The sequence below is a fragment of the Nocardia sp. GP40 genome, assembly GCF_050434125.1.
Taxonomy (GTDB): domain Bacteria; phylum Actinomycetota; class Actinomycetes; order Mycobacteriales; family Mycobacteriaceae; genus Nocardia; species Nocardia albiluteola.
Genome location: NZ_JBNPVW010000010.1, coordinates 165,684 through 189,510, shown reverse-complemented (window position 1 = coordinate 189,510; position 23,827 = coordinate 165,684). Strand labels below are relative to the sequence as shown.

21 protein-coding genes and 2 pseudogenes are annotated in these 23,827 nt (G+C 69.1%); 8 read left to right on the top strand and 15 right to left on the bottom strand.

The genetic code is table 11. The annotated features are described in order from the left end of the window. Positions 1–15: 15 nt before the first annotated feature. Positions 16–2,478, bottom strand: coding sequence for an acetyl-CoA acetyltransferase (locus ABH933_RS28380; RefSeq protein WP_429415564.1), 2,463 nt, complete (start codon positions 2,476–2,478; stop codon positions 16–18). Between the two features lie 285 nt (positions 2,479–2,763). On the opposite strand from ABH933_RS28380, the pseudogene ABH933_RS28375 reads away from it, so the two are divergent. From ABH933_RS28375 to ABH933_RS28365, 3 genes and pseudogenes are all read left to right on the top strand, one after another. Beyond that, positions 2,764–4,127, top strand: a pseudogene (locus tag ABH933_RS28375) (MFS transporter). A 36-nt stretch (positions 4,128–4,163) separates the two neighbouring features. Further along, positions 4,164–5,540, top strand: coding sequence for a glucarate dehydratase (gene gudD / locus ABH933_RS28370; protein ID WP_429413138.1), 1,377 nt, complete (start codon positions 4,164–4,166; stop codon positions 5,538–5,540). A gap of 82 nt (positions 5,541–5,622) precedes the next feature. Beyond that, positions 5,623–6,168: a type II toxin-antitoxin system PemK/MazF family toxin gene (locus ABH933_RS28365; RefSeq protein ID WP_429413136.1), complete on the top strand. Its 546-nt coding sequence runs from the start codon at positions 5,623–5,625 to the stop codon at positions 6,166–6,168. Between the two features lie 25 nt (positions 6,169–6,193). Here ABH933_RS28365 and ABH933_RS28360 read toward each other — a convergent pair whose 3' ends face one another. After that, positions 6,194–6,655 (bottom strand): Uma2 family endonuclease, encoded by a 462-nt coding sequence (locus ABH933_RS28360; RefSeq protein WP_429413134.1) that lies wholly within the window; start codon positions 6,653–6,655, stop codon positions 6,194–6,196. Positions 6,656–6,757: 102 nt separating this feature from the next. Beyond that, positions 6,758–6,913: pseudogene (locus tag ABH933_RS28355) on the bottom strand (aquaporin); the annotation flags it as partial. Positions 6,914–7,262: 349 nt separating this feature from the next. Between ABH933_RS28355 and rpsT the strand changes: the two are divergent. The 3 genes from rpsT to ABH933_RS28340 all read left to right on the top strand — a co-directional run bounded on the left by rpsT (position 7,263) and on the right by ABH933_RS28340 (position 8,365). Next, complete coding sequence (gene rpsT, locus ABH933_RS28350; RefSeq protein ID WP_429413132.1) at positions 7,263–7,526, top strand: 30S ribosomal protein S20; 264 nt, start codon at positions 7,263–7,265, stop codon at positions 7,524–7,526. Positions 7,527–7,727: 201 nt separating this feature from the next. Further along, entirely contained in the window at positions 7,728–7,994 is a 267-nt protein-coding gene (locus ABH933_RS28345; RefSeq protein ID WP_429413130.1) for a hypothetical protein, read from the top strand. 5 nt (positions 7,995–7,999) lie between these two features. Continuing rightward, positions 8,000–8,365 (top strand): type II toxin-antitoxin system VapC family toxin, encoded by a 366-nt coding sequence (locus tag ABH933_RS28340; protein ID WP_429413128.1) that lies wholly within the window; start codon positions 8,000–8,002, stop codon positions 8,363–8,365. A gap of 27 nt (positions 8,366–8,392) precedes the next feature. Here the strand turns inward: ABH933_RS28340 and holA are convergent, their stop codons facing one another. The 12 genes from holA to ABH933_RS28280 all read right to left on the bottom strand — a co-directional run bounded on the left by holA (position 8,393) and on the right by ABH933_RS28280 (position 21,482). Continuing rightward, positions 8,393–9,373, bottom strand: coding sequence for a DNA polymerase III subunit delta (holA, locus tag ABH933_RS28335; RefSeq protein ID WP_429413126.1), 981 nt, complete (start codon positions 9,371–9,373; stop codon positions 8,393–8,395). 226 nt (positions 9,374–9,599) lie between these two features. Then, on the bottom strand, positions 9,600–11,165 hold the full coding sequence (locus tag ABH933_RS28330) for a ComEC/Rec2 family competence protein (RefSeq protein WP_429413124.1): 1,566 nt from the start codon (positions 11,163–11,165) through the stop codon (positions 9,600–9,602). A 73-nt stretch (positions 11,166–11,238) separates the two neighbouring features. Next, a complete protein-coding gene (locus ABH933_RS28325; RefSeq protein ID WP_429413122.1) occupies positions 11,239–11,952 on the bottom strand; it encodes a ComEA family DNA-binding protein in 714 nt (237 codons plus the stop codon). A 971-nt stretch (positions 11,953–12,923) separates the two neighbouring features. Next, positions 12,924–13,766, bottom strand: coding sequence for a DegV family protein (locus ABH933_RS28320; protein WP_429413120.1), 843 nt, complete (start codon positions 13,764–13,766; stop codon positions 12,924–12,926). Between the two features lie 26 nt (positions 13,767–13,792). Further along, the gene (gene octT / locus ABH933_RS28315; protein ID WP_429415561.1) at positions 13,793–14,557 is read right to left on the bottom strand and encodes a diglucosylglycerate octanoyltransferase; all 765 of its coding nucleotides are present in this window, start codon (positions 14,555–14,557) and stop codon (positions 13,793–13,795) included. A 601-nt stretch (positions 14,558–15,158) separates the two neighbouring features. Next, a complete protein-coding gene (locus ABH933_RS28310; protein ID WP_215917754.1) occupies positions 15,159–15,818 on the bottom strand; it encodes a histidine phosphatase family protein in 660 nt (219 codons plus the stop codon). A 45-nt stretch (positions 15,819–15,863) separates the two neighbouring features. Further along, positions 15,864–16,247, bottom strand: a complete 384-nt coding sequence (gene rsfS / locus ABH933_RS28305) for a ribosome silencing factor (RefSeq protein WP_429413117.1) — start codon at positions 16,245–16,247, stop codon at positions 15,864–15,866. 4 nt (positions 16,248–16,251) lie between these two features. After that, the gene (gene nadD, locus ABH933_RS28300) at positions 16,252–16,884 is read right to left on the bottom strand and encodes a nicotinate-nucleotide adenylyltransferase (RefSeq protein WP_429413115.1); all 633 of its coding nucleotides are present in this window, start codon (positions 16,882–16,884) and stop codon (positions 16,252–16,254) included. Between the two features lie 69 nt (positions 16,885–16,953). Next, positions 16,954–17,127, bottom strand: a complete 174-nt coding sequence (locus ABH933_RS28295) for a hypothetical protein (protein ID WP_429413113.1) — start codon at positions 17,125–17,127, stop codon at positions 16,954–16,956. Continuing rightward, entirely contained in the window at positions 17,124–19,082 is a 1,959-nt protein-coding gene (locus ABH933_RS28290) for a hypothetical protein (protein ID WP_429413111.1), read from the bottom strand. Before ABH933_RS28290 ends, ABH933_RS28295 begins: the two co-directional genes overlap by 4 nt. 76 nt (positions 19,083–19,158) lie before the next feature. Then, complete coding sequence (locus ABH933_RS28285; RefSeq protein WP_429413109.1) at positions 19,159–20,610, bottom strand: vWA domain-containing protein; 1,452 nt, start codon at positions 20,608–20,610, stop codon at positions 19,159–19,161. Next, complete coding sequence (locus ABH933_RS28280; protein WP_215917748.1) at positions 20,610–21,482, bottom strand: AAA family ATPase; 873 nt, start codon at positions 21,480–21,482, stop codon at positions 20,610–20,612. The genes ABH933_RS28285 and ABH933_RS28280 overlap by 1 nt, the downstream gene beginning before the upstream one ends. Positions 21,483–21,724: 242 nt before the next feature. On the opposite strand from ABH933_RS28280, the gene ABH933_RS28275 reads away from it, so the two are divergent. Both ABH933_RS28275 and ABH933_RS28270 read left to right on the top strand, forming a co-directional pair. Further along, entirely contained in the window at positions 21,725–22,075 is a 351-nt protein-coding gene (locus ABH933_RS28275; RefSeq protein WP_429413107.1) for a hypothetical protein, read from the top strand. Continuing rightward, a complete protein-coding gene (locus ABH933_RS28270; RefSeq protein WP_429413105.1) occupies positions 22,075–23,826 on the top strand; it encodes an alpha/beta hydrolase in 1,752 nt (583 codons plus the stop codon). The genes ABH933_RS28275 and ABH933_RS28270 overlap by 1 nt, the downstream gene beginning before the upstream one ends. The last annotated feature ends 1 nt before the right edge of the window (position 23,827 follow it).

Here is a 23,827-nt window from a genome sequence, read left to right as displayed (position 1 = left end):
CGGCGAACAGGACGGTTACGTGTTGCGCCAGTGTGGGACTCGGCGTTCGTGCAGGGCGGCGAGGCCCTCGGCCGGATCGTCGTGGGCGATGAGGGAATCCAGCAGTTCGGCCGGATTCGCTATGGCGGCAACGGGATCGGTGATCTGCTCGGCGTGGTCCAGGTACGACAGGGCCGTGCGGATCGCGACGGGCGAGCGGGTGACGATGTCGGCGGCCATTTCCCGGGCGGCAGCCAAGGCCTTACCGGTGGGCGCGGTGCGGGTGACGAGTCCGGCAGCCAGGGCTTCGGCGGCGTCGATCCGGCGGCCTGTGACGATCATGTCGTGTGCCAGCGCCCGGCCCACGATCCGCGGCAGGCGCACCAGCACCCCGGGGCCGGGCGGCTGCCCGATCCCGGTGTCCGGCAAGGCGAACGACGCGGCCTCGTCGGCGACGACGAGCCGGCAGGCCAGGGCCAGCTCCAGACCGCCGCTGTCCGCGCGGCCGTTCACCGCCGCGATCACCGGCTTATCGAGACGGCGCGCCGACAGTCCACCGAATCCGTTGCGCGGCAACGACATCAACTGCAGCGGCGAGCCGATCGCACCCAGATCGGCGCCCACACAGAACGCCTCCTCGCCGACACCGCCGAGAATCGCCACCCACAGTTCGCTGTCCCGCTCGAACGCTGTGAAGATCTCGTCGAGCTCGCGGTGGGCTCGGTTGTCCAGCGCGTTGCCCACCTCGGGCCGATTGATAATCACCTCGAGCACGTGCCCCGACCGGGCGACCTGCACCCGTTCGTACGCCTCCCGGAACGCGGTAACCGGCGCGCCCAGGCATTCGTCCATCCGCTCGCGGGTGAACGCGACCCGGTTGCCCGCGTCGGTCGAGCGGGCGAAGATGCGGGCGCCGATCGGCTCACCATCCCCGGTCAGCGCATCGATCAGGGCGTCGTCGCCGTCGAGGGTGTTGGCCAGGAAGCGGCGGCCGTCGTCGAGCCGACCCGCCACGATGCCGATCCGGGACCCGTCCCGCTCGAAACGCACCGCGTAGCTGTCGATCCTGGCCCAGCCGTCCGCGTGGAACGCGACCGGAACCGCCAGTGCCGCATCGAGCGCGGCCTGAACGGCAGTCGTATCACCAGCCCGCCACGCGACCGGGGTGCTCGCATAGACACCCGCCGAATGCTTGCTGAGCAGTCCCCCGTTGGCCACCACCAGCCCGTAGATGCCTGGCCGATCGCGAACGCGCGCAACGACTTCGGCGATGGCATGGGTCGTATAGTTGTTGCCGGGGCCGCCGAAGTACGGCAGGCCGCCGGTGACCGACAGGCCCCGCGGATCCCCCGGATCCAGGCCCAGCCCGTCGCAGATGTTGAACACCGCGATCGGAAAGCAGCTGTACAAATCCATGACGGTCAACTCGTCCACACCGATGGCCGCCATGTCGAGGGCGCACCGGACCGCCGCGACGGCGGCCGGGCTGCTACCCAGATCGGGCCGCACCAGCATCTCGCGTTCGGTCAGATCGGCGTGCCCGTGCAGGAACACCATCCGCGCCTGCGGGACGCCCAGGCGTCGCGCGAGAGCCAGCGACACCACGACGATCGCGCCGGCCTGATTGACCTGATCCCGGGCGACCAGCAGCCGGGGGTAGGCATCGGTGATCAGCCGGTTGCGCTCCCCCACCGCGACCAGATCCTCCGCGGCACGCGCGACGGGCGCGGCCGCGTGCGGGTTGTCGGCGGCAAGCGCGCTCATCGGGGCGAACAGCTCCCCCATCGACCGCGCGTACTCCGCGCGCGTCACACCGAGCCGGGCCCGGCGGGCGTTCTCGAAGACCGTGTAGAACACGGCGGCCTCGCCCATGTGGTGGATCACGGCCTGAGCCGGCGTCATGCCGTCGGTGCCGTACCCGCGATCATCGAGCGAGCCCGGCGCGTGCTCGGTGAAGTCCGGACGCTCGGTATCCGACCCCGTCGGCTCCGCAGACTTGCGGTCCCCGTTGGCGGGCCGAACCATCAGGTTCCGGACGGTGGAGATCGCCTCCGCGCCGAAGAGCACCGCTGCCTCGCAGCGACCGTCGGCGATGTCGCCGCACAGCTCGGTGAGCAGTCGTTGCGGACTTTGCCCGCCGGTAGGGCCCAGGATCGCCCGGCGCGGTCGAGCACCGACCCGCGCGGCCACCGCCCGTGCCACGTTGTCGGGGGCGCCCAGCGGCGCCGTGGCGAACGGATGCGCGGCATCGAATGCCCGAACCGCGGCGAACGTATCGAGTGCGTCCACGACGGCCGCGGCATCCGCATAGATATCGGCGATCGCGGCCCGGACGGCCCCGGCGGCCAGATCCGCCGCGGACAGGGCCCGGTAGCCCGGGTCATCGATGCGTTCGGAGAACTGCCCGACCCCAACGATGACCGGGGTATTCGATGGCAGAGCGGACAATTCGGCAGACACTCGACCGAACGTAACACCCCGGCCGGCACGGCCGCACATCCGCTGTGGGGCCATCGGTTCACGGCCGGGCACCTCAGCATTCTCCGCACCACCGTCGTCCAGCGACACGCGAGCGGCCGCACTATCCGAATCCAGCGTCGATACACGACGGCGATCAGGCGACATTCCGATACCGCGAGAGCATCAATCCATTCATGATCGGTGTTGGACAGGCATCACCGACCGGCCGTAATCTCGCCGAAGCGTGAGGCGAGTCACGCGGATCGATGCGCTCGATCGCGGCGCCTGAGCGCGCCGTGATTCCCGGATCGAAAGGAGTGGGCGATGCGGTTCACTCGACCTCTCACCGCCCCGCAATCGGCGGCGCCGCTGGATACGGCGGTGGAGAAATTCTTCCGCCGCGTGGTTCCGCTGCTGATTCTCATGCTGATCTGCAATCAGCTCGATCGCGCGAATATCGGATATGCCACCAAATACCTGCAGGCGGACGTCGGAATCGGCGCGGCAGCATACGGATTCGGCGCGGGCATCTTCTTCGTCGCCTACGCGATATTCGAACTGCCCAGCAACATGATGCTGGAGAAGTTCGGGGCGCGCATCTGGCTCACCCGCATCATGGTCACCTGGGGTGTGGTCGCCGCCGCGATGGTCTTCGTCCGCAATGCGGAGATGTTCTATGTGCTGCGCTTCCTGCTGGGCGCCACGGAGGCCGGTTTCTTCCCCGCGGTCATCTTCTACCTGGCCAAATGGCTACCCAATGCGCATCGCGGGCGTGCCACCGCGCTGTTCGTCGCCGGATCCTCGGTCGCCGCCGCGATGTCCGGCCCCGTCTCCGGCCCGCTGCTCAGCATGAACGGGCTGCTGGGAGTGCACGGCTGGCAGTGGATGTTCGGCATCGAGGGGCTGCTGTCGGTAGTGGTCGGCGTGCTGGCCTATGCGCTGCTCGATTCCCGGATCGCGGACGCGAAGTGGCTCAGCGCCGCGGAGCGCACCGCGCTGGCCGAGGCGGTGGATTCCGAGGAACAGCAGGTCGTTTCGACCTCCGGCAAGCGCACCCGCTCTCGATCTACGCCAATACGTTCTGGCTGCCCACTATCGTGCGGCGCATCCACGGCCTCGGCGACGTGACCGTCGGACTGCTTTCGGCGCTGCCCTGGATCAGCGCGTGCTTCGCGATGTATTTCACCGCCCGCATCGGCGACCGCACCGGCAACCGCCGCCCACTGCTGATCGGATCCCTGCTCACCGCCGCGATCGGCACCTACCTGGCCGCCGTCGTATCACCCTGGCCCGCACTGATTTTCCTGTGCGTCGCGGCGATGGGGTTCAAGAGCGCCAGCCCGCTGTTCTGGTCGATTCCGCAGTCCACCCTGCATCCGCTGGTACTGGCCCCGGCCATTGCGGTGATCAATTCGCTGGGCAATCTCGGCGGCTTCGTGGCGCCCTACGGCTTCGGGCTGATCAAATCGGCCATCGGCACGGTCACCTGGGGGCTGTACGCGCTGGCGGCGGCGTCGGCGCTGGCCGCGGCCTCGGTGCTGCTGATCCAGCGACATCGGTTGGGCGCCAAGGCCTCCGGCGCGACCGGATCATCCGCATCCGCGAAGTCCACGGACGCTGCCGGTGACACCTTCGGTATTGCCCGATCCGCACTTCTGAATGACGGCGGCGAGCCCGCCCCGGCCTGATGTGCACCCGTCCACCCCCCGACAGAAAGAGACTTGATGCCCGCCGGAAACGCTTCGCACAGCGGAAACATCACGCCCGCTTCGATTCCCGTTGTCACCGACGTGCGCGTGGTACCCATCGCCGGGCATGACAGCATGCTGCTGAACCTCAGCGGGGCGCATGCGCCGTACTTCACCCGGAACCTGGTGATCCTCACCGATTCCGACGGCAACACCGGTGTCGGCGAGGTCCCTGGCGGCGAGGCGATCCGGCGCACCCTCGAGGACTCGCGCCCGCTGGTGCTGGGCCGGCGGATCGGTGAATACCACGCGGTCCTGGCCGATATCCGGCGCACCTTCGGCGACCGCGACGCGGGCGGGCGCGGCGCACAGACCTTCGACCTGCGCGTCACCATCCACGCGGTGACGGCGGTCGAATCGGCGCTGCTGGATCTGCTCGGGCAGCATCTGGGCGTGCCGGTGGCCGCGCTGCTGGGTGAGGGACAGCAGCGCAGCCAGGTCCGGGCGCTGGGCTACCTGTTCTTCGTCGGCGATCGAAATCGCACCGACCTGGCCTACCGCGGCCCCGGCGACGAGGACGCGGACGCCGACGATTGGCTGCGCCTGCGGCACGAGGAGGCGCTGACGCCCGAGGCGGTGGTGCGGCTCGCCGAGGCCGCGCACGTCCGGTACGGCTTCGCCGATTTCAAGCTCAAGGGCGGAGTACTGGCCGCGGACGACGAGGCCGCGGCAGTCCGGGCGCTGGCCGAGCGCTTCCCGCGGGCCCGAATCACGCTGGACCCCAACGGCGGCTGGCTGCTGGCCGACGCCGTGCGCACCGCACGCGGGCTGCGCGACGTACTGGCCTACGCGGAGGATCCCGTCGGGGCCGAGGGCACGCTGTCCGGTCGGGAGGTGATGGCCGAGTTCCGCCGCGCCACCGGCCTGCCGACCGCGACCAACATGATCGCCACCGACTGGCGCGAACTGGGCCACGCCATCCGGGCCGATGCGGTCGACATTCCGCTCGCCGATCCGCACTTCTGGACCATGGCGGGTTCGGTGCGGGTGGCCCAGCTCTGCGACGCCTGGGGCCTGACCTGGGGTTCGCACTCCAACAACCACTTCGACGTGTCGCTGGCCATGTTCACCCACGTGGCCGCCGCCGCGCCGGGCGAGATCACCGCCATCGACACGCACTGGATCTGGCAGGACGGCCAGCGCATCACCACCGAACCGCTCGCCATCCGCGACGGGCTGCTGACCGTCCCCGACCGCCCCGGCCTCGGCATCGACCTGGACCCCGGACGCGTCGAGGCCGCCCACGAGCTGTACCTGCGCGAGGGCCTGGGCGCCCGCGACGACGCCCGCGCCATGCGATACCTGATCCCGGACTGGAGTTTCGACAGCAAGCGTCCCGCCCTGTGCCGGTAGGCATTCGGCCCTGACCAGGCCGGTTCCCGGATGCTCGGCCGGCGGGATGAGAAGGTCGGCGAGCCCGATTATGCTCCCGGACATGGCCAGTACGTGGAGCGCTCTCGGCAAGCAGTTGGGGTCCCTGGCACGGGTGCAGGGGACCGGGCTGGCCGGTCGGATGCAGCGCTCGACCATCTGGGACCGGGCGCTGGGGCGGCGGCGGGCGCCCGGCATCACGGTGCGCCCGGCGGCCTCTGTTCCGGTGCCGACGCAGCAGCGTGCGCGTCAGGTTCTGTACTGCCCGCACCTGGACGGCCGCGCCGATCCGGGCGAAATCGTCTGGACCTGGGTGCCTTTCGAGGAGGATCCGAGCCAGGGCAAGGACCGCCCGGTCCTCGTGGTCGGCCGCGAGGGGTCGACCCTGCTGGGCCTGATGCTGTCCTCGAACCCGGACCACACCCACGCCCCGCACTGGGTCGAGATCGGCTCGGGCCCTTGGGATTACGAGGGCCGCCCGAGCTGGGTCCGGCTGGACCGCGTGCTGGACGTCCCCGAGGAGGGCATCCGGCGCGAGGGCGCGGTGCTGCCCCGCAAGAGCTTCGACGTCGTCGCGCACCGGCTGTGCCGCGAATACCATTGGCAGTGAGCAGGACTCGGTCGAATCAGCGAAATCAGTCGACCCAATCCTGTAGTGGCGTGGTGTCGAGGGTGATTCCGATCGGCTCGGGCAGCGGCACTGGACGGCCGAAGGCGAACCGATGTACATCCTGGTATTCACCGTCGGCAGGTTCGCTGTAGAGAACCACTTCTGTCTTCTCCCGATCGATGAGCAGATACATCGAAATCGAGGAGGCTGCGTAGGCGGACGGCTTCTCCACCCGATCCCGCTGGTTGGTATCAGAGTCGTGCAAGGTCACCTCGACGACCATGCTTACGGCATCGGCGTTGGCCCACTCACCGCAGCCAACGAACGCATCAAGGGGGGCCAGCACGCCATCCGGGCGCGCCCGGCCCTGACGATAGGGCCCAATCCGCAGGCCCTGCCCCGCAACATGCAGAAACAGCCCCGGATTCAACGGCAGCAACAACACGAGCAGCCAGTTGAGGATGCGGTTGTGGTCTCCGTCCGGCATCGTCCGCCGATGTATTCGAGTCGCACACCGTCGGACTCACGTTCGACCGCACTGGCGCAAGTCGGCTGGGTTGTTAATCGGCCACACCGCCGACAGCACTGGTCAAGAGACCAATGGACGCGAGCGGCCGAAGAGCAGGCTGTAGATCAGCGCGCCCAAGGCCCCACCGATCAGGGGAAGCACCACGAACACCTAGACCTGGGCCGTCGCGCCGTTCCGGTAGGGGGCCACGGCCTGGGAGCGGGCCGGGTGGTCACTGCGGTGATGCTGAATCGGTGCGAGGATTCGGCTCGGACGCTGCACCGCCCCGCCGCCATCGCCAGGCAACTTGCACGGGTCGATGGCAAGGCGGGCAGAGATCGGCCCTGCCTGCGAGATCAGTGGCCACGATCGGCGCCACAAGGCGAGAAACTGATAGGTTTCTTGTATCAGCGCGGCTGCGGCAGGCGCCCGACCAGGGCGATTTCGTCTAGGACCCACCCGGCTGGTAGTCTCGATCGTCGGTGCGGCGCTACATGGCCTTCGCGGTTTCGATGTAGTGCGCCCGAGAGACTTCGCAGTAGTACAGAACACACCACACTGACGACAAGAATCAGAGGAAATACGCGTGGCCAACATCAAGTCCCAGATGAAGCGGATCCGCACCAACGAGGCGGCGCGTCAGCGCAACCAGTCGGTGAAGTCCGCGCTGCGCACCTCGATCCGCAAGTTCCGTGAGGCCGCCGCGGCCGGCGAGAAGGATCAGGCGCAGGAGCTGCTGGTCACCGCGAGCCGCAGCCTCGACAAGGCCGCCTCGAAGGGCGTCATCCACGCCAACCAGGCCGCCAACAAGAAGTCGGCCCTGTCGCTGGCCTTCAACAAGATCGGCTGATCTTCGCGGTCCTACAACCGCATACGCTTCGCATCGCCGCCGTGGCAGAGGGTCTGTGAGAGCAGACGACCACGGCGGCTTTTGTCGTGCTTGCCGGATCGGTTGCACCCGGGACGTCGGCCGCGTGACAGCCTGGGATGGCCGCTGCCGTGAACCGAAGATACGATCACCACAGCGCCTGCAGTCGATACTATTGACTTGGTGACCGCGTTTACCGTTGAAGACATACCCGATGAAGTATTGCGGGCTGTCAAGGCCCACGCCACACAAGTGGGCCAATCCCTACAGACGTATGCGCTATCTATGTTCACGCGTGATGCCGCCCAGACCGCGCCAGCAGAATCGGTAGAGACGATTGGCGAGACGCGCGGCCAGCGAGCAGTACGCATGGCTCGCGGCAGCGCAAATAATCTCGAGTTCCAGGGATGGACCACTGACCAGTTCATGGAGTTCATCCGTGGCGAATAAAACACATGGTCAAGGATGACCCGGCATGGGCGGACTGGTCTGTCGAGAAGGTAAGCGAAGCAATCGACGGCGGCGGCGCAGTAATCAATCCGTTGGTGTATGCCGAGATGTCGATCCATTTCGACAGTATTATGGCTCTGGATACGGCGTTACCGCCCGACATCTATCAGCGCGAGAACCTCCCTTGGAAGTCAGCGTATCTCGCCGGGCGCGCATACCTGAAGTACCGCCATGCCGGGGGTACCAAGACATCACCGTTACCAGATTTCTATATCGGTGCGCACGCAGCAGTCGAGGGATATCGCCTACTGACTCGCAACCACAAAGACTTCCGCAGTTATTTTCCCGAACTCGAGATTATCGCTCCATAGCAGATGCACATCTGTCTGAAGGTGTGATCAGCCTGCGCCGTGGAGGTCCAGGATGCGCGACAGGGCGTGTTCCAGGGCGTAGTCGGCGTCGGCGGCGACGCCTTTGACGTCGGCGTTGAGGGAGGCGACGACCTCGAGCGCAGTGCCGATGGTAGCGGCGGTCCAGCCGCGGGCCTGGCCCTGGGCCTTCTTCACCTTCCAGGGGGGCATGCCGAGCGACGAGGCGAGCTTGAACGGGTCGCCGCGTCCGGCCGATCCGACGCGGGCGATGGTGTGTACCGAATCGGCCAGGGCGTCGGCGAGCAGGACCGCGGGGACCCCGCGGTCCGTGGCCCAGCGCAGCGCCTCCATGGCGGCCGGACGATCCCCGGAGACGGCCAGATCGGCCACGTCGAAGCCGGTGACCTCCGCCCGGCCGGAGTAGTAGCGGCGTACCGCGGCGACATCGACCTTGCCACCGGTGTCGGCCGCCAGCTGCGAGCAGGCGGCGGCCAGTTCCCGCAGGTCCGAGCCCACCGCCTCGAGCATGGTCTGCACGACCTCCGCCGATGCCCGCACCCCGGCCGCACGGAATTCGTTGCGCACGAACTCCATCCGCTCACCGGCCTTGCTGATCTTCGCGCATTCGTGCGTAACCGTACCCGCCTTCTGCAGGGTCGGCGCCAGCGCCTTGGCCCGTCCGCCACCCGAGTGCAGGATGACCAGCACCACCCCCTCGGGCGGCTCGGCCGCGGCGGCGGTGATCACCGCGACCGCGTCCTTACCGGCATCGGCGGCGGACTCCAGCACGATCACCCGGTCCTCGGCGAACAGCGACGGACTCAACAGCTCGGCCAGCTCGGCGGTGCTGGCGTCGCCGGCACGCAGCCGATCCACCGGCAGCGCCTCGGAATCCGGGGCGACCGCCCGCACACCGGAGACGATGGAGGCAACCGCGCGCTCGACGAGCAACTCTTCATCGCCGAGCACGAGATGAACGGAGGCGGGGCGGTCAGTCACGCCCCGCATCCTACGGGGCGGCACCGACATCCCGACCGTTCCCCAGTCGAGTCGACCAGCACGGCGGCGTCACCGGGCGCACACCACGATCCATGTCCCGACCTCGCCCGCCCACCTGCCTGAGCGCCGAACGCACGACTCTTTCGGCAACGACGGGAGAACCGGTGCCCGCGCCCGGCGCGCATACCCAGCCGCACATGCACGGGTCGACGCAGGTGCGAGCGAGCCGCGAGTCCTAAGGCGGCCGCTCGGACCCCACGGTCCGATCCGTGGGCAGGTCCGGCGGACGGGTGATCCTGTGCAGCAGCACCAGCAGTCCGGCAACCACGACGGCGGCCGCGCACCCACCGCGCACCCCATCGGGCATCGATACCGAAATACCCAGTGCCGCACCGCGTTCGGAGACGAACAGGAGCCACCACAGCAGTGGGCGAGTGATCCACAGCGCCGCGACCGCGAGGGGCATCCAGACACAGGACAGGATCGCGGCGACGGTGCCGATCACCGTGATCGGGTAGATCGCCGGTTCCACCAGCACGTTCGCGGCGATCGCGAGCATTCCGACGTGTCCGGTCAGCGCGACGATCAGCGGCGCGGTGAGCAGGAACGCGGCGGTAGCGATCGCGATCGCCTCGGCCGGGCGCGGGCGCCAGCCGTGCCGCTCGAGCCACTGCGACCACCGCGGGGACAGCACCACCAGGGCGGCCGTCGCCAGCACCGAGAGCGCGAACCCCATATCCAGGGCCAGCGCGGGCGAGTAGCCGATCAGGCCCAGCGTCGCGGCGCACAGCGCGGGCAACGCCTGTTTTCGGCGGCCGATCAGGACTGCGAGCAGTGCGATCGCGCCCATCACCGCGGCGCGCAATACCGTCGAGGACGGCCGCGCCAGGATGACGAACGCCACCAGCGCCGCCGCCGCGACCACCGCACCGAGGCGCGGATCAACGGTGAGCCTGCGCATCGTGCCCATCACAACGATGAAGATGATGGAGACGTTGGTACCGGATACCGCGACCAGGTGCGTCAGGTCGGTCTGCTGGAAGTTCTCGCGCACCCGATCCGGCAGCCGCGACACGTCCCCGTCGACCAGTCCGGGCAGCAGCCCGGCCGCATCGGGCGGCAGTGCCCGCGCGGCCGCGGCGGCGAAGTGCGAGCGCACCGATCCCGCGGCCAGCTGCCACCAGGGCGCGGCCCCGACCACACGCGGCGGTCCCTGAGCGCGCAGGACGGCCACCGTCAGATCCCGGCGCCACGGCCGGTCCAACCGGGCGCGGAATTCGACCGGCTGCCCCGGCAGCAGCCCCGCCCAGCCGCGCTGCGGGGACAGCACGATCACCGCCCCGCCCGCGCGGAAGAGCGCCGAGCCGCGCCGATACTGCCGCAGGCTCGCCTTCACCATCCATTGACGCGCACCGAATGCCCTGGCGGGCAGCAGCTTCGGATCGTCGTCCGGAACGACCGTCACCGTCAGCTGGGTGCCCACCGCCGCCGTCCGCAGCGGATGCCCCGCGATCCGATGCTCCTGCCAACCCGCGGCCATCCCGAACCCCGCCGCCGCCAGCATCGCCGCCAGCGCCACCGCGGCCAGCACCCGCCGCGCAGGAACCCGAACAGCGAGCGCCCCCACCAGAATCGCCGCAGCACCGAGCACCGCCCCCAACACGAGCCCGGTCCGCCATCCCGTCTCGACCACCACAATTGTCGTGCCCCAGCACATCACCGTCGCGGGCACCAACCGCGCATCCAGCGCCTGTGGCACCGAGATCGGCTCCCGCCCACCGTTGGAATCCGTGCCGCTCACGACTCCACCTCGCTGGCGCTCGGCTCCGTCGTGCCCGGGGCGCGCTGTACTGATGGTTCGCTCGCAAGCTCGCTCACAGCGTCACCAGGCCGCGGAGGCGGTTGAGGCGGGAGGGGCCGATGCCGGGAATTTCGGCGAGTTGGTCGATGGCGGTGAAGCGGCCGTGTTCGGTGCGCCAGGCCACTATGTTGCGGGCCGTCGCGGGGCCCACGCCGGGCAGCGAATCCAGTTCCGATTCGCTGGCGGTGTTCAGGTTGACCTTGGCCGCGGGGCCGGAAGGCATTGCCGCGCCGGAAGTCCGGGCCGACGGCGGGCGCTCGTTTGCGGGGATGATCGCGCTGCCGAGCTGCGGCGATCCGGCGTTCGGGCCTAGTGCGCCGACGACGACCTGGTCACCGTCGGCCAGCCGTTGCGCGAGATTGAGGCGCGCCAGGTCTGCGCCCTGCTCGGCCACGGCGGCCGCCACCGCATCGGCGACCCTGGATCCGGCCGGGAGGTGCATCAGGCCGACATGCTCCACAAGGCCCACAACACTCACGACCAACTCGGCGGGCGGATCGCTGGTGGGCGCCGGCGTGGACGTATCCGCGGGTCGGCTCGGCCCCGTCGCGGTACCGGTCGCCTCCGCGGTCTGCACCGCGGGCAACGGCGGAACCGGCTCCGCCACAGGCCTTTCCCGCTGCGCCGCGGCGGCCGCCACCAGTACGGCAGCCACACCCACCCCCGCCAGTGCGAGCACTCCGCGCCGCCCGGGGTGCACCCGCAGCCCCCGAAATCGCTCGGGCACCAACCGCCCGTGCCACATCGCCACACTCCCCACCGGCTCGTTCAACCACTGCGGTGAAGGTGGCGCTCCCGGGGCATCGTCCCACCCGGACTCGTGCACCCGAGCCCGCTCGCGGTCGCCCGGTTCATACCCAGACTCCTCGACCTGACCTTCCGCATAACCAGCCGATTCATGAACCGACTCACGGAGATCCGACTCCTCGTCCACCGACCGGCGATCCCACCCCTCTCGGTCGCCAGCCCGATCGCGTTCGGCCCCATAATGTTCCGTCCCGGCCGAGTCAGCGATGCCGGACCCGTCACCATCGCCCCGCCTCCACCGCGACGCCCGCCGTCCAAATCCCGCGCGCCAAGCCTCCCCGGCCGCGGAATGAACAGGCTCAGCGGACATCCGACGGCTGCTCTGATGGGAGCCGTGGCGAACTCCTTCACGGGCCCTGGACCCGTCCCCGAAGTCACCTTCCCCCGCCTTCCGACGACCTACGTGATCATGCTCGGCAGCGCCGTATTCCTGCTCGGCCGCACCGTATTCCTGCTCCTCCCCGCTGGAATCGGTTGCCCAGGACGCAATCTCGTCGAGGTCCCAACGACCGCTGCGCAACGGACCACGGCCGCCGGGTTTGCCCTCCAGCGCCCCCAGCCGCTCCCGCACTCGCATCCGCTCGTCATCGCGCCCCATGGAAGCCACCGTAAGAGCGCCGATCCGACATCCCCCGCCGCGAGCTGGGCCGATATCTGCCCTGTGGACAACGGATCCGCTGTGGACAACTCACCTCGAAACGCCGCTGCCCAACGCCCAACGACCTCTCACCGACCAGACTCAGCGAGCTCCTGAACTGCGGATTCGAACCGTGCAAGATCGTGCCGCGGCGACGATCGGATCACGCTGTGCCCGACGTCGCCCGCTCCTCACGCGTCGCGATGATCCAACGACCGCCCCTGACGCCAGTCCGTCGTCGCGGGACCGAGTACCTACCCGCAACCGCCCGGGACCACCACCACCCCGACAGCACCGGACCCGAGATGCACACCCAACGTCGGCCCGAATTCGGCGGTGACCAACTCCCGGATATCGGGAACCAGCTCGGCGAGTTGCCCGGTCAGAGTCGCCGCCGCATCCGCCGCGCCGAGGTGCTGCACGGCGATCGCCGCCCCATGCTCACCAGCCGCATCCACTACCGCGGCAACGAGTTTGGCATAGGCCTTGGATCGGGTGCGGGCCTTTTCCCGCAGTTCCAAACGACCGTCGACGATCTGCAGCAGCGGTTTGGTCACCAGTTCGGTGCCGAAGAACGCGGCCGCGGTGCTCAGACGGCCGCCCCGCCGCAACTGCTCGGTGCGGTTGACCATGATGAAGGCCCGGCCGCGGCCCGCGGCGGCCACGGCGGTGTCGTACACCATGTCCAGCGTCGCGCCGGAGCGGGCGCGGCGCGCGGCCGCCAGCGTGGGCAGGCCGGTGCCGAGTCCGGCGCTGAGCGAATCCACCAGCCGGACCCGATCGGCGGCGTCCATGTCGTGCACCGCCTGACGACCCGCCTCCCACGTCGAGGAGAGCTGGCGCGAAATGTGCACGGCCACAACACCATCGCCCTCGGACAGCGCCCACGCCCGCTCGTAGGCCTCGCGCAGCTCACCGGGCGAGGCGGCAGAGGTGGTGACCGTGGCGGAGCTGTAGTCGATGGCGCAGTCGTCCACACCCTCCCGCAGTTCGTGATCGTCCACGAGCACATGCAGCGGCACCGCGAGGATGCCCAGGTCCGCAATCAGATCCGCGGGCAGGCTCGCGGAGGAATCGGTGACCACCACGACGGACATCGGTCAGGCACCTTCCTGGAGCGGCTTCAGGACCGCACCTCCGATATCGCCTTCACCATGGCCCGCGCGACGGCGGTGTGCCCCTCCCAACCCCAGTGGATGCCATCCGGATTCGACTCACCGGAGAAGATATTGTCGCGCACCGCATCGCCCAGATCCACCAGCGGCACAGCGGTTTTCGCGGACCACTCGCGCAGCGCCCGCACCGCGGGCTCGCGGCCCGTGTGCACGCGGCCGTACGCCTCGCAGTCGTGCACCGACGGCAGCACACCCACGATCGGCAGCTCCGGCCGCAGCTGCGCGAGCGAAGTGCGCGACTGCTCCAGATAATCGACGCTCACCCGCGGCGGCAGCGCCACCGGACGACCGAGCCTGGACAGCCGGGGCTGCAGCCAGTTGTACCCGTCCCGCACCACTCGCCGCAGCTCCGGCGGCCGCACATAGCGGATCAGCTCCCGCAGCGCGGTGGGCAGGGGCGAGGGCAGCGAATCCATTCCGCCGGTTGCGAATACCACCGCGCCCGCACGCGGCACCGCCGCCCACACCCGCGGGTCGCCGATCAGCGCCCAGTACGCGTCCCGGCAGGTCCAGCCGATCCGGGCGACCAGCTCGACATCCCAATCCAACTCCGCCGCAACCAGATTCGGCCAGATGCGGGGATCGTCGGCGGGCAATCCGCCCTTGGGGCCGAAATACGCCAGCGAGTCGGCGAGCACCAACAGGACCGGCCGGGGCTCGGGATCATCGGCATCCCCGGTGTCCCGCGGACCCGATACGTCGGAGGCCACCAGGGGCGGCGTCACGTCCGAATCATTGTTCGCGGGATCGGCAGGATCCGAACCCGGCGCGACGGTATCGGTGACGACCGGCGACTCATCGCCGGAGGCAGTGTCGGACAGCACATCCGACGCAGCGACCCCACCGGCAGCGGCGGAGGATGTGGCGGCCGATCCGGCGGTCGCGGGCTCGCCTGCGGACGTCCCCGGCGGACCGGTATCCCCCTCGGCCTCCTCCGGAACCGCCGCCCCACCGGATCGGTCCGCGCTCGACACGACCGAATCCTGCTGCGATGCGGCCGGTTCCGGCACCGAGCCGCCGAAGAGCAGATCCGGCAGGTGCCACACGGGACCCTCGGATGCCTTGCGCAGCAGTTCATCCGATACGGCTACACCGCGCTCGGCTCCCGCGGCAGCCGGCCCGGCGCCGCCGTCGGGCGCCGAGGCGTCACCGCGCGACGCGGACGCCTCACCGCCGGACGTCGGCTCCTGCGCCGGGCCCGGGCCGCCGAACAGTGCGTCCGGTAGGTGCCGTACCGGTCCCTCGGACGCCTTGCGAAGCAATTCGTCCGACACCTGCCGGGCCGGCTCGTCCCGGTCGTTCGGGGAGGACTTTTCAGAGGACATCAGGTGCTACCTTTGCCGCCGCGTTCCAGACATCGAGCCGCCACCCGGGCTGCTCGATGCTCGGACCGTGGCTGCTCAGCTGCACCCAGCTGGTATTCGCCAGTCCACCCAGGACGGGCCAGTTCGCGGGGGGCAACTCGAGCAATGCGGCAGTCAGAGCGGCGATCAACCCGCCGTGCGCGACCAGGATGATGGTACGACCGGGCCAGTCCGCGCGCGCGGCGAACAGCTCCCGCACGACCGGCAGCGCCCGCGCGCCCACCTCGGCCTTGCTCTCGCCGCCGGGCGGGGTGAAATTCACATCCAGGCGCCAACGCTGGCGGGCCCCGGGCCACCGCGCGTCCACCTCGACATGCGTCAGGCCCTGCCACTCACCCAGCAGCGTCTCGCGCAGCCGCGGATCAGGCACGATGTCCAGGCCGCTGCACTCGGCCAGCGCAGCGGCGGTGTCGTAGGCGCGCCGCAGGTCCGAGGAGAGCAGGGCGATCGCATCGCTCCCGCCCAGCTCGCGGGCCGCCACCTTGGCCTGGCGGCGGCCGAGTTCGCTCAGCTCGGTGTCGTACTGGCCCTGCATGCGGTCGGTGGCGTTCCATTCGGTCTGACCGTGCCGCAACAGGATCAACCGGCGCACGCCCGCGTGCTTACTCATAGGTTCCATATCTGTCCGAAAGTTCTCCCGCGCGCGGACCGGCGGTCACTCGCCGGGAGTCCCGGATTTCCCTATCCCGGCGACCGGAATCGCCGGGCAATCCTTCCAGAGCCGTTCCAGCCCATAGAAATCGCGTTCGTCGCTGTGCTGGATGTGCACCACCACCTCGACGTAGTCGAGCAGCACCCAGCGACCCTCGCGGGTGCCCTCACGGCGCACGGGCTTGTGCCCGGCCAGCCGCAGCTTCTCCTCGACGTTGTCGACGATGGCGTTGACCTGACGCTCGTTGGGCGCGGACGCGATGACGAAGCAGTCGGTGATCACCAGCTGTTCGGACACGTCGAGCACGACCACGTCGGTGGCCAGCTTCTCGTCGGCCGCGAGCGCAGCCACCTGCGCCATCTGCGCTGCCTCGGCGGATGCTGTCATAGGCCTACCTTCCGTTCCTCCCCGGCACGTAGAGGTGCCGTTTCGATATGTACTGCACGACCCCGTCCGGAACGAGGTACCACACCGGCCGGCCTTGGGACGCGCGGCGGCGGCACTCGCTCGAGGAGATCGCCAGGGCCGGGATCTCGATCACGGTCACCGCATCGTCCGGACTGTCCCGAAGGTGTTTCTCGAGGTCCTCGATATTCAGGTCGTATCCCGGACGGCTCACCCCGACGAACTTCGCGAGTTCGAACAGTTCCGTCCAATCCTGCCATGTCAGGATGTTGGACAACGCGTCCGCACCGGTGATGAAGTACAGCTCCGCATCCGGATGCTGTGCCTGCAGGTCACGCAGCGTGTCGACGGTGTAGGTGGTCTTGCCGCGGTCGATGTCGACTCGGCTGACCGAGAACCGCGGATTGGAGGCGGTGGCGATCACCGTCATCAGATAGCGATCCTCGGCCGGACTGACCTGCTTTCCCGACTTCTGCCAGGGTTCCCCGGTCGGCACGAAGATGACCTCGTCGAGATCGAAACGATGCGCGACCTCGCTGGCGGCGACCAGATGCCCATGGTGGACGGGGTCGAACGTTCCGCCCATCACGCCCAGTTTGCGCCGGCCTGTTTCTTGCACGGCTGTCGAGCTTACTGGGCGGTGTACGAACCCCCCGGTACCGCGCCCCCCGACGGCGGAGACGGGCTGTCAGCGATCCACCAGGGACCGGAACCCGGCGGCGGCGCAGCGCTCCACGCGCACGACCGAGGTGCGATGGTGGTGCGGCGAGCCGGCGGCCGCACAGGTCGCCGAACCGGACCCGGCGCACAGGGCGATAGCCATCAGGGCGGCCACCGTCAGCACCACCGCGAGGCGGGTCACTCGGCACGCTCCTCGTCCAGCATGGCCTCGAGCTGGCGACGGGTCTGCACGAGTTCGGCATCGACCTCCGGAGCGGGCGCGGCCTCCGCACGCAGCACGAGATCCGAGAGCAGAGTCCGCATGGTCCCCAGCCCCTGCTCGCGGGATTCGCCCCAGAACTGCAGCCATGCCGCCGCGCGCAGGCACCGGGCACGCGCGGCGAGCCGATCGAGGACATCGAACAGCTCGGCGGCGCGCAGGTAGGCGGCCAGGGCGTCGGCGTCACGGCCGCTCAGCGACAGCGCCGCCGCGGCGGCGTGCTCGAGCTCCGCATGCAACTCACGATGCGCGGGGGTGTCGAGGACCAGCCGGGCGCCCTCGGTGAATTGCGCTGCAGCATCGGGATATCGGTTCAGGCCGTTCAGCGATTCCCCGAATTGCCGTCGAATCAGCGCGATCTCGGACGGCGGATACGGAATGTCGGTGCCGGGCTCCGCCGGTGCGAGCGAGAGGGGCTGTTCGAACAGCGCGGCCGCCTCACCGTGGCGCCCGGCGCGATGGCAGGCGCGGGCGGCGACCAGGGCGTGATGCACCGCGTCGGCCTCGGACAGGGTCTCCCAGCGCCAGGCCGCGGTCACGGCCGCGTCGGCCAGCGCCGATTCCCGGCCCGGCTGCACCGAGATCGCCGTTACCAGTAGCGAACTCAGCCGAGCCAGCTGCTCGGGCGAGAGTACTCGCGCCCCGACGTTCAGGGCATGCCGCAGGCGCTGCTCGGCGCCGGCCGGGTCGGCCGCCAGCCGGGCCGCGGCGAGCTCGCCGAGCCGGCCGGCCCACCGCGCCGCCTCGGCGGACGGATCCGCGCGGTGCGCCGCGGCCGGCCGCAGCGACGTGGAGCTCCTGATGCCGAGCGGCAGACGGTCCAGCAGCGGCGCCGCGACCAGGCGCGCCCGGATGGCGGTGCTGACCGCATCGGTGCCGTTGCGGGTGTCGTACCGGTTGCACAGGGTGTCGATCTCGAGGAGCAGCTCGGCCAGGACGGACCCCGCCGTCCGGCTGCCGACCAGCAGATCGCCGTGCCCCAGCTCGACCAGCCGGCGCAGCAGCACACCTGCCCCGGTGGCGAATTCGAGGCGCAGATCGGCATCGGCGCCCGCGTCGGTGAGCCAGCCCGCGTGTTCGGCCAGGATGTCCAGGCCGCGGGCCTCGTTGCCGGTCAGGGCGCAGAACTCGATGTGCTGCGCGACCGCGTACCGCAGCCCGGGCTTGTCACGGACCAGCGGATATCCGGTCAGATGCGCGCTGCGGGCCTCGCCGACCCTACCGGCACGGACCAGCGGCAGCAGGGCGTGCGCCCGGATGCGATGCGGCTCCTTGGTGCAGCGCCGCCTGCCGTTGAGCACCGGCGCCCACCGCTCCAGCGCATCCCGATCCTCGCCCATTGCCACGGACAACGTTCCCGCCCAATGGCATTCGCAGGCCTCGCAATCGGTCATGGTGTCGCGCGGGGCGGCCAGCGACTCCTCGCGCAGCCGTGCGGCGGTCTCGTAATCGCCCAGATTGCGGGCCAGCTCCGAGCGCAGCTTCAGCACGGGTCGCATACTGTATTCCGCTGCACGGTATCGCCTTTCGAGCTCATCGAGCCAGTGGTACACGGTGGTGAGCGACACCGCCGGATTGTCGATGAGGTTGTGCGTCATCCACTTCAGATACCAGTGCACCGAATGCGACAGCGCGCCCACCGCGCCGGCATTGTCGTCGAAGACGCGCAGCAGCCGGTCGAAGGCCGACGGCGCCAGGTCCCGTTCCCCCGCATAGGTGTATGCCCGGACGAGGTCCAGCAGGACCTCCGCCTCGGCCAGCCGGTCGGCGCCGTCGCGCGCGGCGTCGGCGAGCGTCTCGAGGCGGCGGGTGCGGCCACTGCCGTCCGGTACGGTACGGGCACTGGTGAGCGCGTGCCGGATCTCCGCGGTATCCATGCGAGCATGGTCACCACGCTCCCCTGCCGTGCGCTTAAGAAAACCTAATACCCGCCGGCGGGCCGTGCGGCCGCCCTCACACCGGCAGCAGCTGCCCCACGACCGCGGTCAGCTGGCGCGCCGAACGACATTCGTACATCTCGATGATCTCCGCGTACCGATGTGCCGCGGAATCTCCTGTGCCCCATACCTTCTCCGCCTCGGGATTGAGCCAGTAGGCGTGCTTGGCGGTCTCGGTCAGCCGGCGCAGCGTGTCCAGCGCGGGGTCGCGGTAGTTGGTCCGGGCATCGCCGAGGATCAGCAGCGAGGTGCGGCTGGTGACCGCGTCGGGCCAGCCTTCGGCAAATCCGTCCAGGGCCGCACCGTAATCGGAGTGCCCCTCGATGCCGACGACCTTCGTCTCGCTGAAGATGCGCCGGGTCACCTGATCCAGCGGGGTGACCTGGTCGAACAGGTGGGTGACCTCGTCGGCCCGGTCCACGAACGCGAAAATACGCACCCGGGAGAACTGTTCGCGCAGCGCATCCACCAGCAGCATGGTGAAGCTGGAGAATCCGGCCACCGATCCCGAAATATCGCACAGCAGCACCAGATCCGGGCGTCCCGGGCGCGGCTTGCGGGTCGCCAGATCGATCGGCACGCCGCCGGTGGACATCGACCGGCGCAGCGTTCGGCGCAGATCGATCTCGCCGCGGCGGGCGCGACGGCGGCGGGCGGCCAGGCGGGAGGCCAGCACACGGGCCAGCCGCTGGCTGCTGCGTCGCAGCTCGGCCAGCTCGTTCTCGGAGATGCGCAGGAAGTCCGCGTCCTGGGCCTGGCGCTGCACGCCGTAGGAGGCCACCCGTTCGCGCCCGATCCGCTCCGCAACGCGGCGCCTGGTCTCGGCCTCGACCGTGGCGCGGAACTCCTTGACCCGCGAACGGGCAGCGCGCCGGGCGATTTCGGAGCCGAAGTCCGAATCGTCCACGCCCGCGGCCAATCCCGCGAGGAGCTTGCTGACCAGCAGCTCCGGCTGCACGTCCTTCAGCGTCTGGTATGCGGAGAACGAGGGGCCACCGGCCGACTGGTACTGCCCCATCTGCTCGACCATCTGCGCCGCCAGCTCCTGCAGGGCGCGGGTGCGTTCCCCGGACGGGTCGGCAACGAGCAACTCCGCGAGCATCTTTCGCAGCTCGAGGATGTCGACCTCGCCGTCCGGTTTGCGCGGGATCTCGATCTCGTCCGCGCCGGCGCGCTCGCCGAGCGCAGCGGGAAACCACAGGTCGAAGAGCCCGTCGAAGGTGGCGCGCTGGGAGGGACGGCGCAGCAGCGCGCATGCCAGGCCCTCGCGCACCATCTCGCGATCCAGCAGATCCAGCACCGTGAGCACCTGACCGGCGTCCACGGTCTCCGAGGGGCCGACGGGGATTCCCTTGGCGCGCAACGCCTCCACGAATCCGACCAGGTGTCCGGGCAGCCCGTGCGGGGCGTTGTCCGGCAGGTCGGCCGGCGTGCGGGCGGCCGGTAGACGGGCTCTGCCGGCGAACATCAGGCCAGCTTCAGCTCGGCCAGCGCGCGCTGGTGGTCGCTGCGGTGTTTGAGCACCACGCCGAGGGTGGCGCGCACGGCATTGTCGTCCAGATCCTTCAGGCCCAGGGCCAGCAGCGTGTGGCCCCAGTCGATGGATTCCGCCACCGAGGGCAGCTTCTTGAGCTGCATTCCGCGCAGCACGTGCACGATCCGCACCAGCTGCGCCGCCACCGAGGGCTGCAGCTCGGGCACCCGGCTGGCCAGGATCCGGCGCTCGAGCTCCTCGCCGGGGAAGTCGATGTGCAGGTAGAGGCAGCGCCGCTTGAGCGCCTCGGACAGTTCGCGGGTGGCGTTGGAGGTGAGTACCACGAACGGCATGCGGGTGGCGGTGATGGTGCCGAGCTCGGGCACGGTCACCGCGAAATCGCTGAGCACCTCCAGCATCAGGCCCTCGATCTCGACGTCGGCCTTGTCGGCCTCGTCGATCAGCAGCACCGTCGGGTCGCTGCGCCGGATCGCGGTCAGCAGCGGGCGCGAGAGCAGGAATTCCTCGCTGAACACGTCGGATTTCGTTTCCGCCCAACCGTTCTCGCTGGAGGCCTGAATGCGCAGGATCTGCTTGGCGTGATTCCACTCGTACAGTGCCCGCGCCTCGTCGATGCCCTCGTAGCACTGCAGCCGGACCAGCTCCGCGCCGGCTACCTGCGCGACCGCCCGCGCCAGCTCGGTCTTTCCCACACCCGCGGGCCCCTCGATGAGCAGCGGCTTGCCGAGCCGGTCCGCCAGGAACACCGAGGTGGCCGTCGCCTTGTCGGCCAGATACCCGGTCGTGGCCAGCCGATCGATCACCTCGTCCACCGAGGTGAAGATCGGTTCGTGCACGGTTTGCACAGGTCCTCCTCCGGAGTGGACCGCCGCCACTCACACTCAGCTCTACCGGGGGCGGGGCGGTGAGCACAAGCGTTTATGCACCGTAAAGCCCAGGATCAACGGTACACACCCCACCCGCCGGACGCCGACGGGCCCGGTCCCGGGTCGGCCGGAACGCGTGGGAACATCCGCGCGTAGGCGGATATTCAAGAATCCGCCTGGTGCTCTACGGTGGAGTTGTCAACGACTTTCGGTGCTGGATAATGCATTCGAGCGATGCACCGCTTGCGACGCGAGGGACAACGAGGGGGATCGTCGTGCAAGTCGATACCGTGATTCTTGGGAATCTGGCGTTAATGCTGAGCGTTCAGTCCGCAACCATCACGGCGATCGATCCCAGCAAGGCAGCCTCGGATGCCGCATCCGCGATGAAGGACACAGCCACCGGCGCGGCGGCCGAGGGCCTCGCCGGACCGATCCTGGCCGGATATGCGCAGATCGCACACACGATCGAGCACATGTCGTTCGCGTGCGGCGCCGGCATCAAGGACTACCACGCGATGGATACCGAGAACTCCACCGCGCTCCAGAAATACGACCGGGGCGCGGCCTGATGGCGACGGTCGATCAGATTCGCGCCACGGATCCGGAGACCCTGGTGAAGACGGCGACCTCCCTCGCCGAGAAGAACCGTACGTTCAGTTCGACGCTCGACCAGATACGCCGCGGTGTAGACGAAACCATGAGCACCTGGAAGGGCGACGGCGCGACCGCGGCATCGACGACGAGCCTGGCCAACCATCTCGCGGGCAGCGCCCTGGCCACCGCGATCGATGCGCAGATCGAGGCGCTCGGCAATGCCGCGGCCGCCCTCGGCCCGGCCCGCCAGACCGTCGTGACCTACGACGATCAGGCCAAGGCGGCGGGATGCACAGTCGCACCCGACGGCCATGTCACGGCGCCGACGTTTTTCCGGCCCACCACCTGCCAGGCGCATCCGGATGCGATCACCAAGATGCTATTGGCGGCGCAGGCGGCCGCGGACGAACGCGCCAGGGAAATCGAGTCCCATCTGGTTCCCGCGGTTGCCGGCTTCAACAACCTCGACGCTGCCGCCGCCATCGAAATTTCCAACGCCGGCCAGGCGATCGCCGCCCTGGCGAAGAACCCCGACGCGGAGCCGATACCGGCCGCTTTCCGGCCGTTCCTGGCCCTGGCTGCGCAGGGCAACGTCCCATTCGCCAACGATCCGAAGCAGTTCCACGACTGGTGGGTCACACTGACTCCCGCCGAGAAGGACGCGCTGGCCGCCGCCGATCCGGCCATCGGCAACATCGACGGCATGCCCTGTGTCGACCGCGACCACTACAACCGCCGGTATCTGACGCAACTGCAAAGCCAGGGCGGCGCGGGACAGGACGGATACCAGGCCGTCGCCGACGCCCTGAACGACCCGAACAACCCGGACCCCTACCTGCTGCACATCGACACGCAAGGTCACGGCGCGATCGCCCTCCAGAACCCTGACACCGCGCAGTACGTGGCCACTTACGTGCCCGGCACCGGGCAGGATCTGTCGAAGATCCACAGTGGCATGGGAAACAGCCAGCATATGCTGACGACCGCCGCTGGTGCTCCCGGCAGCACCTCGGTGGTCTGCTGGTACGGCTACAACCCGCCGATGTCGAAGTTGGACGGTTTGTGGGGCGCCATAGACACTCCATTCGCTTCATACCGTTCATACGCTGACGCCGGCGTGCCGGCGCTGGACAGTTTCCAGAGCGGCCTGCGCGCCTCACATGAGGGAGCACCTTCCTTCAACACCGTCATCGGCCACAGCTACGGCACCACCCTCATCGGTGACGCCGCCAGCAATTCCAAACACCCCCTCGACGCGGACCAGGTGGTACTGATCGCGAGCCCCGGCACCACGGTCGAGCACGCCAGCGATCTGCACCTCGCCGGTCTGTCGCAAGAGCAGGTGAGCCAACACGTCTGGGCGACGCGAGCGGCGAACGACGTGATTCCTCTCTACTCGCACAGCAAGGGGATCCTGACGGGCGGCGTTGCCGGTTACCTCCTCACCGGCGGCCCGCTGGACCCGTTCAGCCCGATCTTCGGTTACATGGGTGCCCACTACGGCAGTCATGTCGAGCCCGAGGGCCCGCTGGGAGTCGACCCTGCCGCAGGGGATTTCGGGGGCAAGAAGTTCGCGTCCGATCCCGGTCCCTCGGGGTCCTGGTACGAAGACGGATACAGCTCGGCCGCGCACAGTCATTACTTCGACGACAACAACAACACGCCTGTCCGATCACTGCGGAACGTGGGCGCCCTGATCACCAACCAGCCGAGCAAGGTCGACTGAC